This window comes from Octadecabacter sp. B2R22 (assembly GCF_018861045.1).
In the GTDB taxonomy this organism is placed as follows: Bacteria; Pseudomonadota; Alphaproteobacteria; order Rhodobacterales; family Rhodobacteraceae; genus Octadecabacter.
In genome coordinates, this window is the sequence record NZ_JAHKQJ010000007.1 from 174,586 (window position 1) to 193,657 (window position 19,072).

Below are 19,072 nucleotides of genomic sequence, written 5' to 3' on the forward strand. Positions count from 1 at the left end.
ATTGGTCTTTCAGGTCTTGAGGGAAATCAGGGCATTACGGGACAAAATCAGGCCAAGAAGCGGGCCGAGGTCAAAACCAGCACCACCATTTTGCAAGGCTTGGCCCAACGGTTGGCCGCCGATCAGGGCTTGGGTGACGGCGGCTTGTTCTTGCGTCAAGGCATCGACCATAGGGTCAAATTCAGGGCGCGTCACCAGTGCGGGTTGCGCGACTTTGGCGATATCGCCGCCCGATGTATTGGCCGCCCAAATCGATTGCAGCGGATAGCGCGACGGGATCAGGTAAACAGAAGGCGCAAAGGTGAAAGTCACCTGCGGCAGGCTGTCGGGTGCGATCTGTGCCAGCGCATCGGCTGCGATCGGGGTTGCGTCGCTGGCGTGGTAGCTGTGGCGCAAGGCCAGCTCAAGACGGGCGATGTCTGGCAAATAGGGCACGGATTGTGCAGGGCCAAACCCCGCAAGGAATTCAGGCATTTCTTCGCCATAAAACATCATCACAGGTGAGCTTGGCGGGTGGGCACGCAGGTAAACCCCCGCCATTGCGCGAAAAAAGTCATCTCCGACGAGCTTGGCAACAACTGGAAAGGCAGCGCCCAAGGCGTCTGTCAGGCTCACGGCGACATTGTTGCGGTAAACGTCAAACCGTTTGGTGGCCTGTACGCCATCAGGGTTTCGCACGCCTTCTGGCGGCGGGCTGGTGGGGTCCAGAAGGGCCGTGCGGAATTCCGTCTGCGTCGTGATCATGCGAGCACCGACAGGGCCGTATCGGCGCGTCTGGTTTCTTCGACCAGAACTGCCCATTCGGGAACATCGGTGTCCCATTCGATCAGCAAAGGTTTGGGGCCAGACTTGGCCAAGGTGTAATCGAGCAAGGCCCAAACAGGATCGACAACTTCAGCGCCGTGGCTGTCGATCAACAGCGGGGCACCTGTTTCGTCTTCGTCCGCGTCGTGGCCACCAAGGTGAATTTCCTTAACCGCATCAAGGGGGTAGTCGTCGATGTAGCCTTGCGGGGAATAACCAAGGTTGGTGGCGGAAACAAAAACATTGTTCACATCCAGCAACAAGCCACAGCCAGTCCGCGTCACGATTTCAGAAAGGAAATCTGTCTCAGACATGTCGCTTTCGGCGAAGGCGAGGTAGCTGGACGGGTTTTCAAGAAGCATTTGACGACCCAGCACAGATTGCACTTCGTCAATGTGATCGGCAACGCGGGTGACCGTTGCCGCCGTGTAGGGCAGAGGCAGAAGGTCGTTCAAAAATGCGCTTTCATGGGTGGACCACGCAAGGTGTTCGGAGAAACTGGCTGGGTTCAGCCAGTCACATAGGGTTTTCAAACGTGCAAGGTGGTCGGCATCCAAGCGGCCTTCGCCGCCAATACTCAGACCCACACCGTGGACGGAAAACGGAAACTGTTCGGAAAGGTGGCGCAATTGCGCGAGGGGACGGCCACCCATTCCCATGTAATTTTCAGCATGAATTTCGAGCCAGCCAACGGGGCCTGCGTCTTTCATGATGTCATTAAAATGCTGGGCCTTGTAGCCGACACCAGGGCGATTGGGCAGGGAAGGTTGTCGCGTAGCATCAAGCATAGTCGGGCTCCTTAAGGGTATGGCGCCCACCCTAATGCGGATGGGCGCCAAAGTCACAAAACGAACTGGATCAGCTTATGCTGGGATGTCGCGGTCCAGCTCAGTCAGGGAACCGGAACGCTCAGGGGAGTCGCCCATTGCTTCGATCATCGTGCCTTCGCATGTGCCTGCTGGAACGAATGTCCATGCGTTGCCTTGGTAATCAATTGTGGATGTACCAGCGCATGTTGTGCCTGGGCCAGCTGCACAGTCGTTTTCGCCAGCAAGGGAAATACCGAAGCACTTTTCGTTTTCCTGAGCGTGTGCCGCTGTGGACAGACCAGCGATTGCTGTTGCTACGGAAGCTGCGAGTGCGAGTGAAGTTGTTGTCTTGGACATGGGATAATTCCTGTTGTTCAGTTGCAGAGATGCGCCGTGATTGGCGACTTCCTAACTTTATGCTGGCGTTGGCGTGTTAAGCTATTCACGGGCGCGTGTATCGCGTGTGCGTTATCTGACGTCAGAACGTAGTGGTTCGGAATTCCATAAAAATAAGGCCCGACCGCACGGGGCGATCGGGCCTGTAACACTGCTGCGGTGCAGAATGTTACAAAAGATCGGGTGGTGTGGCCGATTTTTGCAGCTCTTCAAGGATCGCATCCAGAGATGTTACAGATGTTTGCTTCTGACCAAGGCGGCGAACGGAGACTGTACGCTCTTCCACCTCGCGTGCGCCGCAGGCCAGAATCACCGGAACCTTACCGAGAGAGTGTTCGCGGACCTTATAGTTGATCTTCTCGTTGCGAATGTCGGCTTCGGCGCGCACGCCGACGGCTTTGAGGGCAGCTACAACTTCGTGCACGTAATCATCCGCGTCCGAGATGATGGACGCCACAACAACCTGACGCGGGGCCAGCCAGAACGGCAGCTTGCCTGCGTGTTCTTCGATCAAGATGCCGATGAAGCGTTCAAAAGACCCGAGCGTCGCGCGGTGCAACATAACAGGGCGGTGCTTTTCGCCATCCTTACCGATATAGTTCGCGTCCAGACGTTCGGGCAGGTTGCTATCAACCTGCAAAGTACCGCACTGCCATTCGCGACCAATCGCATCGGTCAAAGTGAATTCCAACTTCGGACCATAGAACGCGCCTTCGCCTTCAAGGATTTCGAAGTCGTGACCAGCGGCCTTACAGGCCTCGCCCAAGGCTTCTTCCATCCGGTCCCAGACCTCATCCGACCCGATCCGCTTTTCAGGGCGGGTGGACAGTTTGATGCTCCAGTTGTCGAAACCAAGGTCGGAATAGACTGTGGATAGAAAATCGATGAACGTTTTGGTTTCAGCAGTGATCTGATCTTCGGAACAGAAGATGTGGCCATCATCTTGGGTAAAGCCACGCACACGCATGATACCGTGCAAGGCGCCAGATGGTTCGTAACGGGCGCATGATCCAAACTCGGCCATCCGCAAAGGCAGGTCACGGTAAGATTTCAAACCTTGGTTGAACACCTGCACGTGGCACGGGCAGTTCATTGGCTTAAGCGCATTGACGGCCTTTTCGCGTGCGTGATCCTCGTCCACTTCGACGATAAACATGTTCTCTTGGTATTTGTCCCAATGGCCCGACGCTTCCCAAAGCTTACGATCCACAACCTGCGGTGTGTTCACCTCAACATAATCGCCAGCCTCTTGTTTGCGGCGCATGTAGTCTTGCAGGGTTGTGTAAACCTTCCAGCCGTTCGGATGCCAGAACACCTGACCGGGGGCTTCTTCTTGCATGTGGAACAAGCCCATTTCTTTACCCAGCTTGCGGTGGTCGCGTTTGGCCGCTTCCTCCAGCATGTTCATGTGCGCCTTGAGCTGTTCCTTGTTCTGGAACGCGACACCATAAATACGCTGCAACATCGCGCGATCACTATCACCGCGCCAGTAGGCGCCTGCGATGGACATCAGCTTCCATGAATCGCCCGGAACTTGGCCTGTGTTTTGCAAGTGAGGACCACGGCACAGGTCCTGCCAGTCGCCATGCCAATACATGCGCAATGGCTCGTCGCCCGGAATGGCGTCGATCAGCTCGACCTTATAGGGTTCGCCCTTGTCCTTATAATGCTGGATCGCAACATCGCGGTCCCACACTTCGGTGCGCACGGCGTCGCGTTTGTTGATGATCTCTTTCATCTTCTTTTCAATCACCGCGAGGTCTTCTGGTGTGAAAGGTTCCTTGCGATCAAAATCGTAATACCAGCCGTCTTTGATGACAGGCCCGATGGTCACCTGAGTGTCAGGCCAAAGTTCCTGCACCGCGCGCGCCATGATGTGTGCGAGGTCGTGACGGATCAATTCCAGCGCAGGTTCTTCGTCTTTCATTGTGTTGATGGCAATGGATGCATCCGCATCAATCGGCCACTGCATATCCCAGTGCTGGCCATTTACGGTCGCAGAGATAGCCTTTTTCGCCAAGGACGACGCAATAGATGCAGCCACTTCAGCAGGGGTTACGCCTGCGTCGTAGTCACGTGAATTGCCGTCAGGAAATGTAAGGGAGATTTGGGCCATGCTATGGGCTCCTCGTCAGTTTGGCGCCTACAAAGCGCCCGGTTGCGGGTTATGATGTAAGCCGCTTTTGGCCTAGCACAAGTCCCCCGTCAAGGGTGGCGGAACTGTCGGGTCAGACGCGAAGGGAGAGGGCCAAAAGCCCACCCCCCGCCAAAAGAACAGCAACTCCTGAAAACGCAGTACGGATATGGTTCCAAAGCAGCCAAGGTGCAGAATACTCTGCCCAGATTTGCGCGGCGGCGGTTGGATCATCAGGGATTATGATTTGCGCCAAAGCTTCGTTCATCGGCACGTTCACGAGCATCGTCAGGATCAACCCGCCACTCAGGTAAATGATTGCTGCGGCGCCAAATGCAAATGCTGCGGGTTTGGTTGTGCCATAAGCCGACCACGCCGACAGGGCGAGCAGAACAGGCGTCAGGAAGAATGCTGGAAAGAAGGCGGCGTTTCGTACCTGTGAATTGATGCCTTGCATAGCTTCGATGGCGGTGGCGGGGGCCACGACATCCAACCCCCACATGGCCGAAACCGAATAGGCATAGAAAAATCCAAAGATCGCAGCGGTAAACAGCAGAGCGACTAGGGCGAGGAGATTGGTAAGCATGTTATGTCCATTTCCGTAATTACAAATACGCATTTACAGTATCCGTAATTCTGAATACAGATTCTGTCAAGGAGGCATCATGCGACCAGAAAATCGTGAAAAGCGCGAAGCGCAGATTGTCGAAGCGGCTTATGCGCTGCTCGAAGAAAAGGGGTTTGACGGGGTGTCGATGTTGGGCGTTGCCCGTGCGGCGAAAGCGTCCAATGAAACGTTGTACCGCTGGTATGGGGATAAGCAGGGGCTTTTTATGGCTCTTGTTGCACGCAACGTGGCGGAACTAGACGCGCACCTGAAAGTCGGAAACGGTGAACTTCGCGATGTGTTGGCAGGGTTCGGGCCTGCCTTGTTGGGCATGCTGCTGGGGCCGCGCGCTATTGCGCTAAATCGGGCGGCGGCAACGGATAGCTCGGGTGAGCTGGGGAAAGCGCTGGCAATTGGTGGGCGCGATGTTGTGCGGCCGCGTCTTGTTGACGTGATGGGCACGTTCCATGGCGAAAAGTCTGCATCTGAACTTTTCGCAATGGCTGAGCTCTATTTTACGCTTTTGATAGGTGACCTTCAAATCCGGCGTGTGACGGGCGTATTACCGCCCTTGAACCCGCATGAAATTCAGGCGCGATCAGATGCAGCACTTGAAACCTTTTTGCGCATAGTTCTTGATTAGGTGCGTTCACGGTGAGGACACTGACATGAGACATTTCGACGAGATTTTGGATATCGCCGCGGATCGCAAAGGCGGGCGTGGCGCGGTTCTGGATGGCATAGACCTGCCGAAATCCCGCGATGAGATCGCAGCAATTCCAGCGGAGGCCTTCCTCGCCTCCTTTGCCGAGGGGATTTTTCAAACAGGGCTGGCGTGGACTGTCGTCAAAAACAAATGGCCCGATATCCTCGAGGCTTTTCACGGCTTTGATGTGCCCCGCATCGCGATGATGTCGGATGACTGGTTCTATGATCTGGTCGAAGACAAACGCGTCATCCGCAGCGCTCCGAAAATCCGCGCAATCCAGGAAAACGCCGTGATGATCCAAGAGGCCGGCGATTTCGGGGCCTTCATCGCTGACTGGCCACGCGAGGATTTCGCAGGGCTAATGCTCTGGTTAAAGAAAAACGGATCGCGCTTGGGCGGGTCAACGGGCAGCTACGCGTTACGTCGTCTTGGCGTCGACAGTTTCTTGCTCTCGCACGACGTGGTCGCTCGGTTGGTCGCCGAAGGGGTCATCGACAAAGCGCCGACGTCACAAAAGGCAATGGCAGCAGTGCAGGGCGCGTTTAACACATGGGCGGAACAATCAGGCCGAGGGTTAACGGAAATCTCACGCGTGTTGGCGCAAAGTGTTGATGGGTGACGTCCGTCGCACTTCGGACGAACGTCGATTGATCTAGGACGCCGCGAACACCGAATAGGCCATGATCAGGACGCAAACATAGCCAAGCACAAAAATGATCGGGCGCAGCGGGAGCTTCGCAAGACCCGTGATCATGCCGACAGCATGGGCGATGCGCAGCCAGAAAAACGCAATCGCAGTCCAATATGTCAGGGAAGTAAAGCCATCCAACCCGTCGATGATCAGCACAAGGATCGCAAACGGAAATGCCTGCTCCAGAAGGTTGAGGTGTGCCCTAAACGCGCGGTGCACCCAGGGCTTCATCTTCGTCACGTCATGAGGGCGAGTGAACCCGTCTACTGCGCCTTCGTCGTTGTTTGAGCCGACGATAAACGGAATCCACAATGACGCCGCAAGGATCATTAGGCAGGTCAGTATGCCAAGTTCGGTTGGGAAATTATCCATGAGTTTAGTTCCTTACATTACCGCCTTAAGCGGTTCACCAGTTTCAAGAAATGATTTGAGAGATGCCGCCAATCGCGCCCAACCTTCGGCAAAGCCGTCTTGGCCAGGTGCCATATCGTAGTGCTCGATTGTCAGCTTGCAGGTGTCGCCTTGCGGTTCGATCAAATAAACCATGTGGCTGGGCGGAGCGTCGGGGCCCATGAACAAGGGTTCAAATGTCATCGCGATTTTGGATTTAGGATCAAGCGCCGTTGTGACCTGCCGCAACATCGCTTCGCCGTGCGGCAGGATAAAGGTCGTTTCCCCGCCCACGGCTGCGTTGCCTTGCACCGTGTTACAAGCGAAATGGTATCGCGCCATATCATCGGCTTGGGTTAGGGCATCCCAAAGGGCGTCTTGGGTGCAGCGTATAAAGGTTTGCATCATAAAATCGGGTTTTGACATCGACGTGTCCTTTTCAAGTTTGGCTTTGAGATCGGAAAGGGCCTTGGCTTGTGGTTGCAGAAATGGTGCGACCCAGCGGTCCATGACGTCCTGCAGGGGCAGTGCGTTGAGGTAGTGATGTTTGAAACGTCCTGATTTGCGCGTGACGATAAGGTTGGCATCCTCGAGCAGCTTGAGGTGCTTCATGACCCCAAACCGTGACATCGCCAGCGAGGCCTCTAGCTCCGTGAGCGTCTGACCATCGCGGCGGCGCAGTGCATCAAGCAATTCGCGGCGGGTTGGATCAGAAAGGGCTTTGAAGATATGTTCCATGAAGACTTTATACGTGAGTAATTAGTCACGTGACAATAGGGTAACATGATTTACCTCGTGTTGCGACTGCGTTAAGATAGCCGTGACATTTAGTAGAGCTTTGAAATGACTGATGCATTCACAACCACCAAGGGGCGCGAAATCGCCTATCATCTGACTGCAGGGCAGGGCCCAGCCGTGGTGTTCTTGGGCGGTTTCAAGTCGGATATGGCCGGCACAAAGGCCGTTTTTCTTGAAGATTGGGCAAAGAATCAGGGCCGCGCGTTTCTGCGGTTCGACTATTCGGGCCACGGTGAAAGCAGCGAAGCCTTTGAGGATGGCTGTATCGGCGATTGGTTTGAAGATGCCTGTGAAGCGATCGCGCTGATTGATGGTCCGTTGGTCTTGGTTGGGTCCAGCATGGGCGGCTGGATTTCACTGCAAATTGCGCGCGCGCTTCCCGAACGGGTCGCAGGGCTTGTCGGGATCGCAGCTGCGCCTGATTTTACAGAAGACGGGTTCTGGGGCAATTTCACGGATGCGCAAAAGCTAGAATTGGAAAGTGATGGTAAGGTCGCGCTGCCGTCTGATTACGGCGACCCATATATCATCACCAAACGCCTGATTGAGGAAGGCCGTGACAGGTTGGTTTTGCGCACGCCATTATCGCTGCCGTTTTCCGTGCGGTTCTTACAAGGCACGGCGGATACATCCGTTACCACTACAACTGCGATCCAGCTTTTGGACCACGCGCAAAGTCCGGATATGCGGCTCACGCTTGTGGACGGTGCAGATCATTCGTTTTCGACGCCAGAGTGTTTGCCGCTGATCACCCAAGCGATTGAGGATGTGACCCTACGTTCCGCTATGGATTGATCGGGTCATCTGGCTAAGGTCCCCACATTATCCTTGGGAGGGGGCAGCATGGCATTATCACTCGGGCAAAAGGCGGGCTGGGGTCTGGCGGATATGGGCGTTGTCGTTTTCGTAGTGGTCAAACAGCTTTTGGTATTTGCTTATTTGACGTCCGTCTTGGGTGTCCCAGTAGAAATAGCCGGTCTAGCGACGACAGGCGTGTTGATATTTGACATGATCACTGACCCGCTGATCGGCTATCTGAGTGACCGCACGCACAGCCGGTGGGGCAGGCGCGCACCTTGGATGGTTGTAGGCGCGGTTGTGATGTCGGTCGGAATGGTGGGCCTGTTTTCGGTCCCAGACGGCATGACGGGTGTCGCGGCGCTGCCTTGGGTGTTGGGTTTCTTCGTGTTGGCGACCTTGGGGTTCACGATGGTGTCTATTCCTTATGGCGCGATGGCAGGCGAGGTCACGAAAGACCCGACAGAACGATCAGCAATGACCGCTTGGCGTATGGGGTTTGCCTCGGTTGGTATCTTGATCGGCGGCGCGCTTATCCCCGGTATTGCCGCCAATGAGGGGTATTCCGTAGCCGCGTTGAAAGTGAGCCCGCTGATTATCGGTGCGATTTGGCTGTCCGTTTTCGCAACGCGGCGCGCTCCTCGGGTTTCCAAACCGTCCAGCGTTAGTCCGGTCCGGATGCTTTCATTGGTGGCGTCCAACCGCGCGTTTGTGATCCTTGCAGCCCTTTATGGCGTCATGACTTTGGCGATCGCTCTGATCACTGCAGGCTTGCCATTTGCGGCCATCTATTTGGTGACAGACACAGGTGATACGCTGCTGTCGGGTGCGGCTAAGGCGTTGAGCGTGCTAAGCCTTATGTTTGCGGCCTTTACTGTCGGATCAATTCTAAGCCAAGCCGGTTGGGTCTTTGCGTCTGCCAAGCTTGGAAAAGTAGGCGCTTTGGTCCTTGGGCTTTGCCTGTATATTGCGCTGCTTTACGGCCTGTTTTTGGTTCTTCCGTCCGTGAACGTTACGGCCGTAGCTGGGATGTTCGTGCTGGCCGGGATGACGAACGGATCGTATCAGCAGATCCCTTGGGCGATGTATCCCGACCTTATGGACGTCACGAGCAACGAAACAGGCGAAGCAATCGAGGGTGCATTTTCAGCGATCTGGCTGTTCGGACAGAAGGCGGCCAATGCAATCGCCCCCCTGATCCTCGGCTTGATTGTCGGCGCCTACGGTTGGGTAGAAACGACAGAGGGTATCGCAGAGCAGCCCGAAGCAGCCTTGAACGCGTTGCGCTGGGCGGTCACATTGGTGCCTGCTGCAATTTTGGCCCTTTCAGTTGTCCTGCTTTGGGGGTTTTATCGCCCCAAAGCGAAAAGGGTCCTAGATGTCGTATGAATTGCCAGAACTTGCCGGTCTTGATGCCTATCTGAGCCAGAACGAAGCTGCCGTCGGAGGCATTCGTCCTGGTTGCGAAAAACAGATCATCTGGGCGGATGGGCCCAAGAAGACAAAGGTCGGTGTGGTCTATGTCCACGGGTTTTCGGCCAGCTTGGGCGAAGTGCGCCCGCTTCCGGACCTGATCGCGAAGGCCTTTGGAGCGAACCTGTTTTATACGCGGCTTACAGGGCACGGTCAGGATGGGGCCGCGATGGGACGTGCAACGCTTGATGAATGGCACGCGGACGTCGCAGAAGCCTTGGACATCGGGGCTGCGATCGGGGACGAGGTCATCGTCATCGGGTGCTCGACTGGGTGCACATTGCTGACCAGCGCATTCGCGCGGGGGGCGGATGTGAAAGCCGTCGTTCACGTCTCTCCAAACTTCGGCTTACGCCATGTTTTCGCGGGGCTATTGCTGCGAATGCCCGGAATTCGAACATGGGGCCGCTTTGTTGTGGGCAAGAACATCTCGTTTGAACCGCGTTCGGATGCGCATGAGAAATACTGGACCATCAACTACGACACGCAGGCCGTGTTCACGATGGAAGATGCAGTTAGCGACGCCCTGAGCCAACCTATCGAATCCATCACAAGGCCTGCCTATTTCGCCCTGTGCGACGCGGATCGGGTCGTCCATCCTGCGAAGATACGGGCCGTTATGGCGCGCTGGGCGGGGCCGACGAAAGAAGACGTTCTTGTCCAAGGGCCCGACGACGACACAGACGGCCATGTCATGGCCGGCGACGTCATGAGTCCGCGGCAAACCGCCCCTTTGGCGGACCGGATCATCACATGGTTGCGCGATCTGTAGATTTGGGTTGCGTCTGGGCGCTTGGCATGAACAATCATTCAAAACAGGCAACCGGATAGACAGAAAGAAGCTATGGCCGAACCCCTTATTCTATTGCCAGGTATGATGTCGGACGCGCGCGTCTGGGCGACACAATTGACGGTGATGAGCTATGAACGTCCGGTCACGATTGCGCCCGTCTGCGTTGGCGACCGCATAGAAGAGATCGCGTCCGGCTTGCTGTCTTCGTTGCCTTCAAAATTCGCGCTTTGTGGGCATGGATTGGGGGGGGCGATTGCCCTTGAATTGGTGCGCCGTGCGCCCGAACGGGTGATCCGGTTGGCGCTGATTGGGACAAACCCTTTATCGGACACCCCGCAAGAAGCCGCTGATCGCGAACCGCGTATGATTGGCGCGAAATCCGGACGGTTCGAGACGTTACTGGAAACGGATATTTTGCCACGCCATGTCGGGCAGGGGCCATTGCGTGCCCATGCGATGGCGGAACTACAAGAAATGGCGCTGTCGCTTGGCCCAGATGTCTACGCACGTCAGGAACGGGCGATGCAGCGGCGGCGTGACCAGCAGTCGACCTTGCGACGCATTACCCAACCGACTTTGGTTCTGGCGGGGGGGGACGACAAAATCGTGCCCTTGAAACGCCAAGAATTCTTGGCCGAGCTTATTCCATACGCCAAGCTGGCTGTTCTCGACGGGGTCGGGCACATGACGATGCTGGAAGACCCCGAAGGCACCGCAGAGGCGTTATTCGCTTGGATGCAGCAACCGTTGGTTCTGCGTTAAACTGGCTAGGTTTGTCGTACGCGCGCGCGTTCTTGCGCGGTGAGCTGTTTGATCGAGGTGATTGTTTCACCTGTTGCATCAAAGAATGGCGTATTTCGCCAAGCGCCCGAAATACGCGCCCAGATGGTGCGGCGGGCGAAACCAGCGATGAAACCTACGAACCCTTTGGTTTTTGATTTGCCGTTGGGCATAGGCTTGAATGCAAAAGCAACAGCAGGGCCCAAGGCGTCGGGGGTGCTAAAGCGTTCGGTATTGATGCTTGCAAAGGCCCATTTGGGGCTGTCCAGCGTGTTGAACATTGGTGAGCCGCAACAGGGCGCATACCAGCGCAGCAAGCGCCCTTTTTTCCATTTGAACACGCGAAGACTAGCGAGCCCCGTGGCGAAATCTATCCGGTCTGGAGTGGTCTGATAGTAGTGGATGCCATTTGGAGTCGGTGTGACATCTCCTGCCCAAACGGCAGCTTGTCTGCAATCAGCGCAATAGCAACGCAAATGCCCACCCGACCTTGGACGAATGTCGCGCAAAACGCCCCTTACTGCTCCGCAAGAACAGGTAAAAGGAACGTCTTTTGACATGGGTTAGCTCGCTTTATCGACCGCGTTCTTGTTCGCAGGTTTTTTGACGGCTTTTGCCGGTTTCGTGGGGGCTTCAGAATTTGCGTCAATGAAGTCCAGAACCAGCGGGCGGATGTTGTTGCGCCAGCTTTTGCCTGCGAAAATCCCGTAGTGACCCGCGCCCGGTTCGAGGTGGGACGCTTTCTTGCTGTCTGGCAAACCGGTCAAAAGGTCCAACGCCGCCAAACATTGGCCCGGCGCAGAGATGTCATCATTTTCGCCTTCAACGATCTTTACCGCAACGGTTGTTACCTTTGCGAAGTCGACCTTGTGGCCTTCCACGGTAAAGGAATTTGTCGCGATTTCACGGTTCTTGAAGACCCGCTCAACTGTAGAAAGGTAGAATTCCGCAGTCATATCCATGACGGCAAGGTATTCATCATAGAACGCATTGTGCTTGTCGTGTTCGGAGCCTTCGCCCTTTGCAACAGCCATGATCTGGTTCTGGAAGGCCTTGCTGTGCATTTCGCTGTTCATGGAAATGAACGATGCCAGTTGCAACAGACCCGGATAAACCATGCGGCCCACACCTGGGTACTTAAAGCCAACGCGCTGGATCATGGTTTCTTCGAGCTGGCCCATCGTCACAGAGCGGCCAAAGTCGGTGACTTCGGTGTGGTTCGCTTCTGGGTCGACTGGGCCACCGATCAGCGTCAGGGAACGGGGCTGCGCCTCTGGGTCTTGCTCGGCAAGATAGGCCGTCGCCGCAAGGGTCAAAGGAACCGGCTGGCAGACCGCAATAACATGCGTGTCGGGGCCCATTTCTTTCATGAATTCAGAAAGATAGAGTGTGTAATCTTCAACGTCGAACTTGCCCTCGGATACGGGAATGTCGCGGGCGTTGTGCCAATCGGTCGTGTAAACTTCACAATCGGGCAGCAGGGACATCACTGTTTTGCGCAGCAAAGTCGCGTAGTGGCCGGACATTGGCGCAACCAGCAAAACTTTGCGTTTGCGTTCCTGACGACCAACCGCACAGAAATGGATGAGATCGCCAAAAGGCTTTTCGACGACTTTACGCACAAGAATTACGTGGTCTTTGCCGTCTTCCGCCGGAACGCTATCGATTCCCCAGTCAGGTTTTGTGACCATGCGGGAAAAGCTGCGCTCGGTGACTTCACCCCAAGCACGCAGCATTTCCATGCCGGGACCAGGCCACATTGCGACGGCAGGATAGGATGCCATGGCACGCGCAGAGGCACCTAACCATTCATTTGTGTTCCGAATAGTTTCCATAACGTCATATGTTGCCATATACTTCATGTGTTCGCGTCCCGAAGCTTGTGCCGCTACCTGACTGATGAAGGTCTGAACGACCTAAGCCTCGAAGCGCGACGATATTGGTCACTTTGACCCGGCCCCCTGCTATTCGGGAGTGGGACTTAGAAAATGCTGCAAGTGCATAATGCACGAAATAACGATTGGGGCAACAAGGATTATGACGGTCAAAGACTCAACGAACGATGAACCAACAGGCGATAACGTTGCAAAAGACGCAGCTTTACCCAAGCTGGAGGCAAATCTTGAACGAATTCAAGAGCTGACCACGCGCTTGGTCAACACAATGTCGCATGCGCGCAAAGTGCCGCAGGACCTGCAAGGACCCGCGCCAGAACTTTATGCGAAGGCGACGTCGTCATATATCAATGACTTGATCCACAATCCGTCAAAGATCATTGAACAACAGGTGGGGTACTGGGGCAAAACGTTGCAACACTTCGTCGAAGCACAACAAGTCCTTGCAAGTGGAAAGCTCGAAGCGCCGACAGATAACACCAAGACAGATCGCCGTTTCAAAAACGAACTTTGGGAAACACACCCCTATTTCAACTTTCTCAAGCAGCAATACATGCTGAACTCCGAAGCAATCTCCAAAACCGTGTCCGAAATGGAGGGTTTGGATGATGAGGAACGCAAGCGGCTGGAATACTTCAGCGGCCAGATCGTTGATATGCTCGCGCCGACGAATTTCTTGGCGACCAATCCTGACGCATTAGCAAAGGCTGTCGAAACCGAGGGTGAAAGCCTCGTGCGGGGTTTGGAGAACATGATCGCGGATATGGAGGCCCATGGGGGCGACCTTGTAGTGTCCTTGGCTGATGAGAACGCGTTTACGGTCGGGGAGAACCTTGCGACCACGCCCGGCGAAGTGGTTTTTCGAAACCATATGTTTGAACTCCTCCAATACACGCCAACGACCGAGAAGGTGCACAGCACTCCGCTGATTATTTTCCCGCCATGGATCAATAAATTCTACATTCTTGACCTGAAAGAGCAGAATTCCCTGATTAAATGGATCGTCGATCAAGGGTTCACGCTGTTTGTGGTGTCTTGGGTCAACCCGGATTCGTCCTATCGTGATGTTGGCATGACAGACTACGTTGAAGATGGATACATCACCGCGCTTGAGACCGTCCGAGAGATTTGCGGCACCAAGAAGGTTAATGCGGTTGGCTACTGCATTGCAGGCACGACGTTGTCTTTGTCGCTGGCCGTCATGAAGCAACGCGGCCTTGATTACGTGAACTCAGCCACCTTGTTCACAACCTTGACCGACTTTTCTGATCGCGGGGAAGTTGGCGTTTTCCTGCAAGACGACTTTGTAGACGGCATTGAAGCGGAGATTTCTGAGGCAGGTGTCCTTGAGAGTTTTTATATGAGCAGGACGTTCAGTTTCTTGCGCTCCAATGACCTTATCTATCAGCCCGCGATCCGCAGCTACATGCTCGGCGAGGCGCCGCCCGCTTTTGATTTGCTGTATTGGAACGGGGACGGCACGAACCTTCCGGGGAAGATGACAGTCGAATACCTGCGTGGGCTGTGTCAGGACGATAAGTTCGCGACCGACGGATTTGAAGTGGCTGGCTGTGTGGCAAAGATCGGGGACGTCGATGTGCCTTTGTTCGCCATTGCCTGCGAAAGCGATCACATTGCCGCTTGGAAATCGTCATTTCGTGGGGTCCAAAAATTTGGATCCAAGGACAAGACGTTTGTCTTGTCAGGGTCGGGCCATATCGCGGGCATCGTGAATCCGCCGTCCAAGAAGAAATACGGTCACTGGACAAACACTGACCTGAGCCTGTCTCCGGACGACTGGCAAGCGAGTGCAGAGGCGCATGAGGGATCGTGGTGGCCGATGTGGGGCGCGTGGTTGGCGAAGAAGTCGGGCAAAAAGGTCGACGCCCGCGCTCCTGGGAGTGCGACTCACCCGCCTATTTCACCTGCTCCGGGGACCTATGTCGCTCGCGGGTAGGGTGAATTTTCGCATAAAAGTCTCGATATTTCCCGCATGGGTTGCGGGGTTCCGCCTTGTTTTTGTTTTAAATCAAACCGTTAGGGTGCGACAAATTGAATTTATGCTGCACTGCAGAAAAAAACTTGAAATGCTGCGCTGCAGCATGTAGGTTGTTTGCAGACGCAGAAACGCTGGAATGATCCGGCACTTAATTCAAGGAGCACCACAATGGCTGCTAAGACACAAGATTTCACCGCCGTACTCAAAGACGTTATGGGCGCACTTCCAGTAGACACAAAAGCATTCGAAGATGCGTACAAAACACAGACAGCTCTCTCCGAGAAACTGTCCGCTGTTTCCATCGACGCTGCAAAGAAATCCACTGAGATTTCCGCAAAATGGGCTCAGGACACACTGGCGAAAATCACAACAGTTGCTTCCGCTAAAGCAGAGCCAGCTGACTACGCCAAATCCGTAACTGATTTCGCATCCGCTTCCGCTGAAGCTGCTGCTGAAAACATGGCTGCTTTCGCTGAAATCGCGAAAAAAGTTCAGACAGAAACTCTTGAGCTTCTGATGGCTGCTGGCAAAGACATGGGCGAAGACATGTCCGCTGCTGCTAAAAAAGCAACTGACGATGTTGCTGCTGCTGCTAAAAAAGCCACTTCCAAGTAAGTGACTGAATAGATCGCGCGTTTCCTCCTCCCTAAACGCTGCGGTTAGAAAGAAGCCGCGCTGTCCCTCTCCCGGCAGCGCGGCTTTTTTATGTTTGATGCAAATAGGCGGTTTCACAGGGGCCTTTCCATTTGCGCATATGCGGCATAGGCTTCTCTGCACTGCAACATTTGCTAGGGAGAGCACGCGTTGGCCAACACATCACAGCCCTTACTCATCAAGCGCTACGCAAGTCGGCGGCTTTATAATACTGAAACCAGCGACTACGTGACTTTAGAAGACATCGCAGCGTTCATTCGTGAAGGGCGTGAAGTGCAGATCGTCGATCTGAAATCCGGTGATGATCTTACCCGCCAGTACCTCCTACAAATCATCGCCGAACACGAAAGCCGCGGCGAAAGTGTGCTGCCGGTTGATGTTCTGACCGATTTGGTTCGCTCTTACACATCCCAAAGCATTTCCGTTGTTCCACAGTTTCTTGCGCAGTCGTTTGATTTGTTGCGGGACCGCCAGTCTAAGATGATGGAAAACATGGGCGCGATGAACCCATTGGCAACCATGCCCGGCTTTGAAGCGATGAAGACCCAGCAAGAAGCGTTCATGAAGGCGATGACTGGTGGCATTGTGCCGACCGGTCAAGCTGATGGGGCCGCACCCGAGGGCGCAGCCAGTGATAAGGCTGAAAAGGCCGAAGACCTTGATGACATCAAAGCTGAACTTGCCGCATTGCAGGCCAAGCTTTCAAAGCTTGGCAAGTAATAGACCCGTTAAGCGGCCTTTTGTGACGTAGCGTCCTGCACCGCTGTAACAAGCGTTTGCGCGATGACGTCGCAGTCTTCCAGCGTTAGGCGGGCAGGGAGGCGTACATCGCAGGCCCGCATCAACATTGAGCGGGTCATCGGTAGTTTTGGCGCTTCTCCCAAGAATTCCCAATTCCAGAAGGCCCGTGCATTGTCGCTCGATTGGCCGAAAATCTGGACCTTGAGTCCCATGTCCGCTGCTTGGGCAGCAAAGGTTTGGGTTTGGGCGTCCGTCATATTCACAAGGTTAAACTGGATGGAATCCGGTGCGCGTACCTCACCAGATAGTGGTGCAGGGACGTCTAGATAGGGTGAACGGTTAAGCTGCTCTGCCACATGGTCATGGTTGCGCAACCCGTCGCGCACGCGACGCGGAAGTTCATCCAATTGCGGTCGAATGATCGCTGCGGACAGGTTCGAAATCCGCAAGTTGTAAAGCGGTAGCTTGTTCTGCCAGTGCTGCATCGCCTTTTGCGGCACGGCATGCTTCATCCAAGTATGCTCATACGCGCCGGACATTATGATCGCCCGTGCCACCAAGTCGGCGTTATCTGTAACCAAAATTCCGCCTTCGCCCGCGTTGATCATCTTATAGCTTTGGAAGCTAAAGCAACCGATCCGCCCGATCGTGCCGATCTTGCGGCCGTTCCACGTCGTGCCAAGGCTATGTGCCGCGTCTTCGATCACTGGAATGCCTGCCGCATCGCACAGGGTCATGATCGCATCCATATCCGAGGTGTGGCCGCGCATGTGTGAAATCAATACGGCATCGGCCTGCGGCAGCTTGGCCGCGAAATCGTCCATGTTGATGCGGTAATTGTCGCCGCATTCCACCAAAAGCGGGACAAGATCTGCATGGACAACCGATGACGGTACAGCCGCGAAGGTAAATGCAGGGATCAAAACACGCGCACCGCGCGGCAGGTCCAAGGCTTTCAGAGAGAGGAACAGGGCAGCGGAACAGCTGGACACGGCCAGTGCATATTTGGTGCCCATCATCGCGGCGAACTCTTGTTCCAGCAAGGAAACAGGCGCATTTTCGGCAGCCGTGTAACGAAACAGGTCCGCGGATGTAAGAAGTTTCATAACCTCGTCTAGGGCGGTGGCTGGGATGGGTTCTGCGTCGTAAACATTGGGAATCTGGGTCATCTTGCTCGACTTTCCTCAGTTGCGTTTTGCCAACCTTATAGGAACGAAGCAGGGTCAATGCTACGGTAGTTTTGCAAGAATTACATTTCAAATGTAACGTTGCATTGTTGCGCCAGTTGATTAAAAGCCCAAGCGATCCCTTAAGGAATACCATGACATCGCCGCCGCCAGCAGCGGGGCACGCAGCATTGTTCCGCCCGGAAAGGCAGGTGTCGGGAGACTTGCAAACACGTCAAACCGTTCCGCCTGACCGCGCACGGCTTCCGCCATGAGGCGGCCTGCAAACCCAGAATGCGCAACGCCGTGGCCGGAAAACCCGCCCGCGCTCACGATATTTGGCGCGACCCGTGTGACAAGTGGCAGCCGTGATGGCGTGATGCCAAGCGTGCCGCCCCACGTGTAATCGATGCCGATGCCTTCAAGCTGCGGGAACATGTGTTCCATCCGTTTGCGCAGGGCAGGTTCGATGTTTTGCGGAAATCCGACGCCGTAGTTTTCACGCCCGCCAAACAACAGGCGATTGTCCTCGGAGAGGCGGAAGTAGTTTACGACGAATTTGCTGTCTGCGACCGCGATATCTTGCGTCAACACGTCCTTGGCACGATCGCCCAAGGGTTCAGTTGCCGCGATAAACGAATTGATCGGCATCGTACGGGCCGCGACCTTGCGTTTGAGGTTCGGTAAATATCCGTTGCCGGCCAAAATCACGAAGGGTGCCTGTACTCGGCCTTGACCTGTTGCGACAGTCACAGTCGCGCCGTCGTCGATATGGTGCACTTCGGATCGTTCATAAATCTCGGCGCCAGCATGTTCTGCGGCCTTCGCAAGCCCAAGCGCATAACGCAGCGGGTGGATGTGGCCCGCGCCGCGGTCGATCAAACCGCCTTGATAATGGGGCGATTTAACAATGGCTTGAAACGGATCACGGGTCAGACCCTCGATGTCGTCGTAGTTGTAAGTGCGTCGTAGGAACTCAGCCTCATCGCGCAGCTCTCGGGCTTCCACGGCGTCATAGGCACCGTGGGCGACGCCAGACCGAAAACGGGCTTCTGGTGCGTGTTTTTCGACCTTTGCCTTGAGCAGGTCCTTGGCCTCTTCGGTCATGTCCCATAGTGCTTTGGCGGGGCCTTTGCCCAACCGTGCAGACAGCCAGCGCTGGTCCTTGTTGAAACCACTACCAACCTGTCCGCCATTGCGCCCGGACGCTCCCCAGCCTGCACGGTGCGCGTCCAGAACGATGACTTTCATGCCCGCCTCTGCAAGATCCAAAGCCGCCATCAATCCCGTAAACCCAGCCCCGACAATACAAACGTCTGCCGTATGTTGGCCCTTTAGGGCAGGGCGTTCGGCTGGAATGTCTGCTGTGGCTGCATACCAACTTTTGGGGAACGCGCCGGGACGGTCATTGCGATACAGAGCATTTGACATGATG

General features: G+C 55.2%; 20 protein-coding genes. 9 read left to right on the forward strand and 11 right to left on the reverse strand.

What is annotated here, in order from left to right; genetic code table 11:
* Nucleotides 1-9: 9 nt before the first annotated feature.
* The 5 genes from KO486_RS06295 to KO486_RS06315 all read right to left on the reverse strand — a co-directional run bounded on the left by KO486_RS06295 (nucleotide 10) and on the right by KO486_RS06315 (nucleotide 4,729).
* A complete protein-coding gene (locus KO486_RS06295; RefSeq protein WP_216036399.1) occupies nucleotides 10-744 on the reverse strand; it encodes a DNA-binding domain-containing protein in 735 nt (244 codons plus the stop codon).
* Nucleotides 741-1,592 (reverse strand): DUF692 domain-containing protein, encoded by an 852-nt coding sequence (locus KO486_RS06300; protein ID WP_216036400.1) that lies wholly within the window; start codon nucleotides 1,590-1,592, stop codon nucleotides 741-743. The genes KO486_RS06295 and KO486_RS06300 overlap by 4 nt, the downstream gene beginning before the upstream one ends.
* 75 nt (nucleotides 1,593-1,667) lie before the next feature.
* Nucleotides 1,668-1,970, reverse strand: coding sequence for a DUF2282 domain-containing protein (locus tag KO486_RS06305; RefSeq protein ID WP_216036401.1), 303 nt, complete (start codon nucleotides 1,968-1,970; stop codon nucleotides 1,668-1,670).
* A gap of 208 nt (nucleotides 1,971-2,178) precedes the next feature.
* The gene (thrS, locus tag KO486_RS06310; protein WP_216036402.1) at nucleotides 2,179-4,125 is read right to left on the reverse strand and encodes a threonine--tRNA ligase; all 1,947 of its coding nucleotides are present in this window, start codon (nucleotides 4,123-4,125) and stop codon (nucleotides 2,179-2,181) included.
* Nucleotides 4,126-4,237: 112 nt separating this feature from the next.
* Nucleotides 4,238-4,729, reverse strand: coding sequence for an anthrone oxygenase family protein (locus KO486_RS06315; RefSeq protein WP_216036403.1), 492 nt, complete (start codon nucleotides 4,727-4,729; stop codon nucleotides 4,238-4,240).
* Nucleotides 4,730-4,808: 79 nt separating this feature from the next.
* On the opposite strand from KO486_RS06315, the gene KO486_RS06320 reads away from it, so the two are divergent.
* Together KO486_RS06320 and KO486_RS06325 are read left to right on the forward strand one after the other, a co-directional pair.
* Nucleotides 4,809-5,393, forward strand: coding sequence for a TetR/AcrR family transcriptional regulator (locus KO486_RS06320; protein ID WP_216036404.1), 585 nt, complete (start codon nucleotides 4,809-4,811; stop codon nucleotides 5,391-5,393).
* A gap of 25 nt (nucleotides 5,394-5,418) precedes the next feature.
* Nucleotides 5,419-6,078 carry a DNA-3-methyladenine glycosylase I gene (locus KO486_RS06325; protein WP_216036405.1) on the forward strand — a complete coding sequence of 220 codons (660 nt, stop codon included), beginning with the start codon at nucleotides 5,419-5,421 and terminating at the stop codon, nucleotides 6,076-6,078.
* Between the two features lie 33 nt (nucleotides 6,079-6,111).
* Here the strand turns inward: KO486_RS06325 and KO486_RS06330 are convergent, their stop codons facing one another.
* Together KO486_RS06330 and KO486_RS06335 are read right to left on the reverse strand one after the other, a co-directional pair.
* Complete coding sequence (locus KO486_RS06330; protein ID WP_216036406.1) at nucleotides 6,112-6,522, reverse strand: MAPEG family protein; 411 nt, start codon at nucleotides 6,520-6,522, stop codon at nucleotides 6,112-6,114.
* A 12-nt stretch (nucleotides 6,523-6,534) separates the two neighbouring features.
* Nucleotides 6,535-7,278 carry a metalloregulator ArsR/SmtB family transcription factor gene (locus tag KO486_RS06335; RefSeq protein WP_216036407.1) on the reverse strand — a complete coding sequence of 248 codons (744 nt, stop codon included), beginning with the start codon at nucleotides 7,276-7,278 and terminating at the stop codon, nucleotides 6,535-6,537.
* A gap of 105 nt (nucleotides 7,279-7,383) precedes the next feature.
* Between KO486_RS06335 and KO486_RS06340 the strand changes: the two genes are divergently transcribed.
* From KO486_RS06340 to KO486_RS06355, 4 genes are all read left to right on the forward strand, one after another.
* Nucleotides 7,384-8,133, forward strand: a complete 750-nt coding sequence (locus KO486_RS06340; RefSeq protein WP_216036408.1) for an alpha/beta hydrolase — start codon at nucleotides 7,384-7,386, stop codon at nucleotides 8,131-8,133.
* Nucleotides 8,134-8,181: 48 nt separating this feature from the next.
* Entirely contained in the window at nucleotides 8,182-9,525 is a 1,344-nt protein-coding gene (locus KO486_RS06345; RefSeq protein WP_216036409.1) for an MFS transporter, read from the forward strand.
* Nucleotides 9,515-10,381 carry an alpha/beta fold hydrolase gene (locus tag KO486_RS06350; protein ID WP_216036410.1) on the forward strand — a complete coding sequence of 289 codons (867 nt, stop codon included), beginning with the start codon at nucleotides 9,515-9,517 and terminating at the stop codon, nucleotides 10,379-10,381. Before KO486_RS06345 ends, KO486_RS06350 begins: the two co-directional genes overlap by 11 nt.
* Nucleotides 10,382-10,453: 72 nt before the next feature.
* On the forward strand, nucleotides 10,454-11,164 hold the full coding sequence (locus tag KO486_RS06355) for an alpha/beta hydrolase (protein WP_216036411.1): 711 nt from the start codon (nucleotides 10,454-10,456) through the stop codon (nucleotides 11,162-11,164).
* A 5-nt stretch (nucleotides 11,165-11,169) separates the two neighbouring features.
* Here KO486_RS06355 and KO486_RS16520 read toward each other — a convergent pair whose 3' ends face one another.
* Nucleotides 11,170-11,742, reverse strand: coding sequence for a DUF6151 family protein (locus KO486_RS16520; protein WP_289847961.1), 573 nt, complete (start codon nucleotides 11,740-11,742; stop codon nucleotides 11,170-11,172).
* A 3-nt stretch (nucleotides 11,743-11,745) separates the two neighbouring features.
* On the reverse strand, nucleotides 11,746-13,044 hold the full coding sequence (phaZ, locus tag KO486_RS06365) for a polyhydroxyalkanoate depolymerase (RefSeq protein ID WP_216036413.1): 1,299 nt from the start codon (nucleotides 13,042-13,044) through the stop codon (nucleotides 11,746-11,748).
* 175 nt (nucleotides 13,045-13,219) lie between these two features.
* Here phaZ and phaC point away from each other — a divergent pair, with 175 nt between their 5' ends.
* The 3 genes from phaC to phaR all read left to right on the forward strand — a co-directional run bounded on the left by phaC (nucleotide 13,220) and on the right by phaR (nucleotide 16,450).
* Nucleotides 13,220-15,034: a class I poly(R)-hydroxyalkanoic acid synthase gene (phaC, locus tag KO486_RS06370; RefSeq protein WP_216036414.1), complete on the forward strand. Its 1,815-nt coding sequence runs from the start codon at nucleotides 13,220-13,222 to the stop codon at nucleotides 15,032-15,034.
* Nucleotides 15,035-15,244: 210 nt separating this feature from the next.
* A complete protein-coding gene (locus KO486_RS06375) occupies nucleotides 15,245-15,691 on the forward strand; it encodes a Phasin (RefSeq protein WP_216036415.1) in 447 nt (148 codons plus the stop codon).
* Between the two features lie 189 nt (nucleotides 15,692-15,880).
* Entirely contained in the window at nucleotides 15,881-16,450 is a 570-nt protein-coding gene (gene phaR, locus KO486_RS06380) for a polyhydroxyalkanoate synthesis repressor PhaR (protein ID WP_216036416.1), read from the forward strand.
* Nucleotides 16,451-16,458: 8 nt separating this feature from the next.
* Here phaR and KO486_RS06385 read toward each other — a convergent pair whose 3' ends face one another.
* Together KO486_RS06385 and KO486_RS06390 are read right to left on the reverse strand one after the other, a co-directional pair.
* A complete protein-coding gene (locus tag KO486_RS06385) occupies nucleotides 16,459-17,640 on the reverse strand; it encodes an aminotransferase class I/II-fold pyridoxal phosphate-dependent enzyme (RefSeq protein WP_216036417.1) in 1,182 nt (393 codons plus the stop codon).
* Between the two features lie 120 nt (nucleotides 17,641-17,760).
* Nucleotides 17,761-19,068, reverse strand: coding sequence for an FAD-binding oxidoreductase (locus KO486_RS06390; protein ID WP_216036418.1), 1,308 nt, complete (start codon nucleotides 19,066-19,068; stop codon nucleotides 17,761-17,763).
* Nucleotides 19,069-19,072: the final 4 nt, after the last annotated feature.

Coding starts and splice junctions, on each gene's coding strand:
- KO486_RS06300 (WP_216036400.1), bottom strand. CDS start 1,592: ATGCTTGATGCTACGCGACAACCTTCCCTGCCCAATCGCCCTGGTGTC.
- KO486_RS16520 (WP_289847961.1), bottom strand. CDS start 11,742: ATGTCAAAAGACGTTCCTTTTACCTGTTCTTGCGGAGCAGTAAGGGGC.
- KO486_RS06315 (WP_216036403.1), bottom strand. CDS start 4,729: ATGCTTACCAATCTCCTCGCCCTAGTCGCTCTGCTGTTTACCGCTGCG.
- KO486_RS06330 (WP_216036406.1), bottom strand. CDS start 6,522: ATGGATAATTTCCCAACCGAACTTGGCATACTGACCTGCCTAATGATC.
- KO486_RS06295 (WP_216036399.1), bottom strand. CDS start 744: ATGATCACGACGCAGACGGAATTCCGCACGGCCCTTCTGGACCCCACC.
- KO486_RS06325 (WP_216036405.1), top strand. CDS start 5,419: ATGAGACATTTCGACGAGATTTTGGATATCGCCGCGGATCGCAAAGGC.
- KO486_RS06350 (WP_216036410.1), top strand. CDS start 9,515: ATGTCGTATGAATTGCCAGAACTTGCCGGTCTTGATGCCTATCTGAGC.
- KO486_RS06305 (WP_216036401.1), bottom strand. CDS start 1,970: ATGTCCAAGACAACAACTTCACTCGCACTCGCAGCTTCCGTAGCAACA.
- thrS (WP_216036402.1), bottom strand. CDS start 4,125: ATGGCCCAAATCTCCCTTACATTTCCTGACGGCAATTCACGTGACTAC.
- KO486_RS06385 (WP_216036417.1), bottom strand. CDS start 17,640: ATGACCCAGATTCCCAATGTTTACGACGCAGAACCCATCCCAGCCACC.
- KO486_RS06320 (WP_216036404.1), top strand. CDS start 4,809: ATGCGACCAGAAAATCGTGAAAAGCGCGAAGCGCAGATTGTCGAAGCG.
- KO486_RS06390 (WP_216036418.1), bottom strand. CDS start 19,068: ATGTCAAATGCTCTGTATCGCAATGACCGTCCCGGCGCGTTCCCCAAA.
- phaC (WP_216036414.1), top strand. CDS start 13,220: ATGACGGTCAAAGACTCAACGAACGATGAACCAACAGGCGATAACGTT.
- KO486_RS06345 (WP_216036409.1), top strand. CDS start 8,182: ATGGCATTATCACTCGGGCAAAAGGCGGGCTGGGGTCTGGCGGATATG.
- KO486_RS06355 (WP_216036411.1), top strand. CDS start 10,454: ATGGCCGAACCCCTTATTCTATTGCCAGGTATGATGTCGGACGCGCGC.
- KO486_RS06375 (WP_216036415.1), top strand. CDS start 15,245: ATGGCTGCTAAGACACAAGATTTCACCGCCGTACTCAAAGACGTTATG.
- phaZ (WP_216036413.1), bottom strand. CDS start 13,044: ATGAAGTATATGGCAACATATGACGTTATGGAAACTATTCGGAACACA.
- KO486_RS06340 (WP_216036408.1), top strand. CDS start 7,384: ATGACTGATGCATTCACAACCACCAAGGGGCGCGAAATCGCCTATCAT.
- KO486_RS06335 (WP_216036407.1), bottom strand. CDS start 7,278: ATGGAACATATCTTCAAAGCCCTTTCTGATCCAACCCGCCGCGAATTG.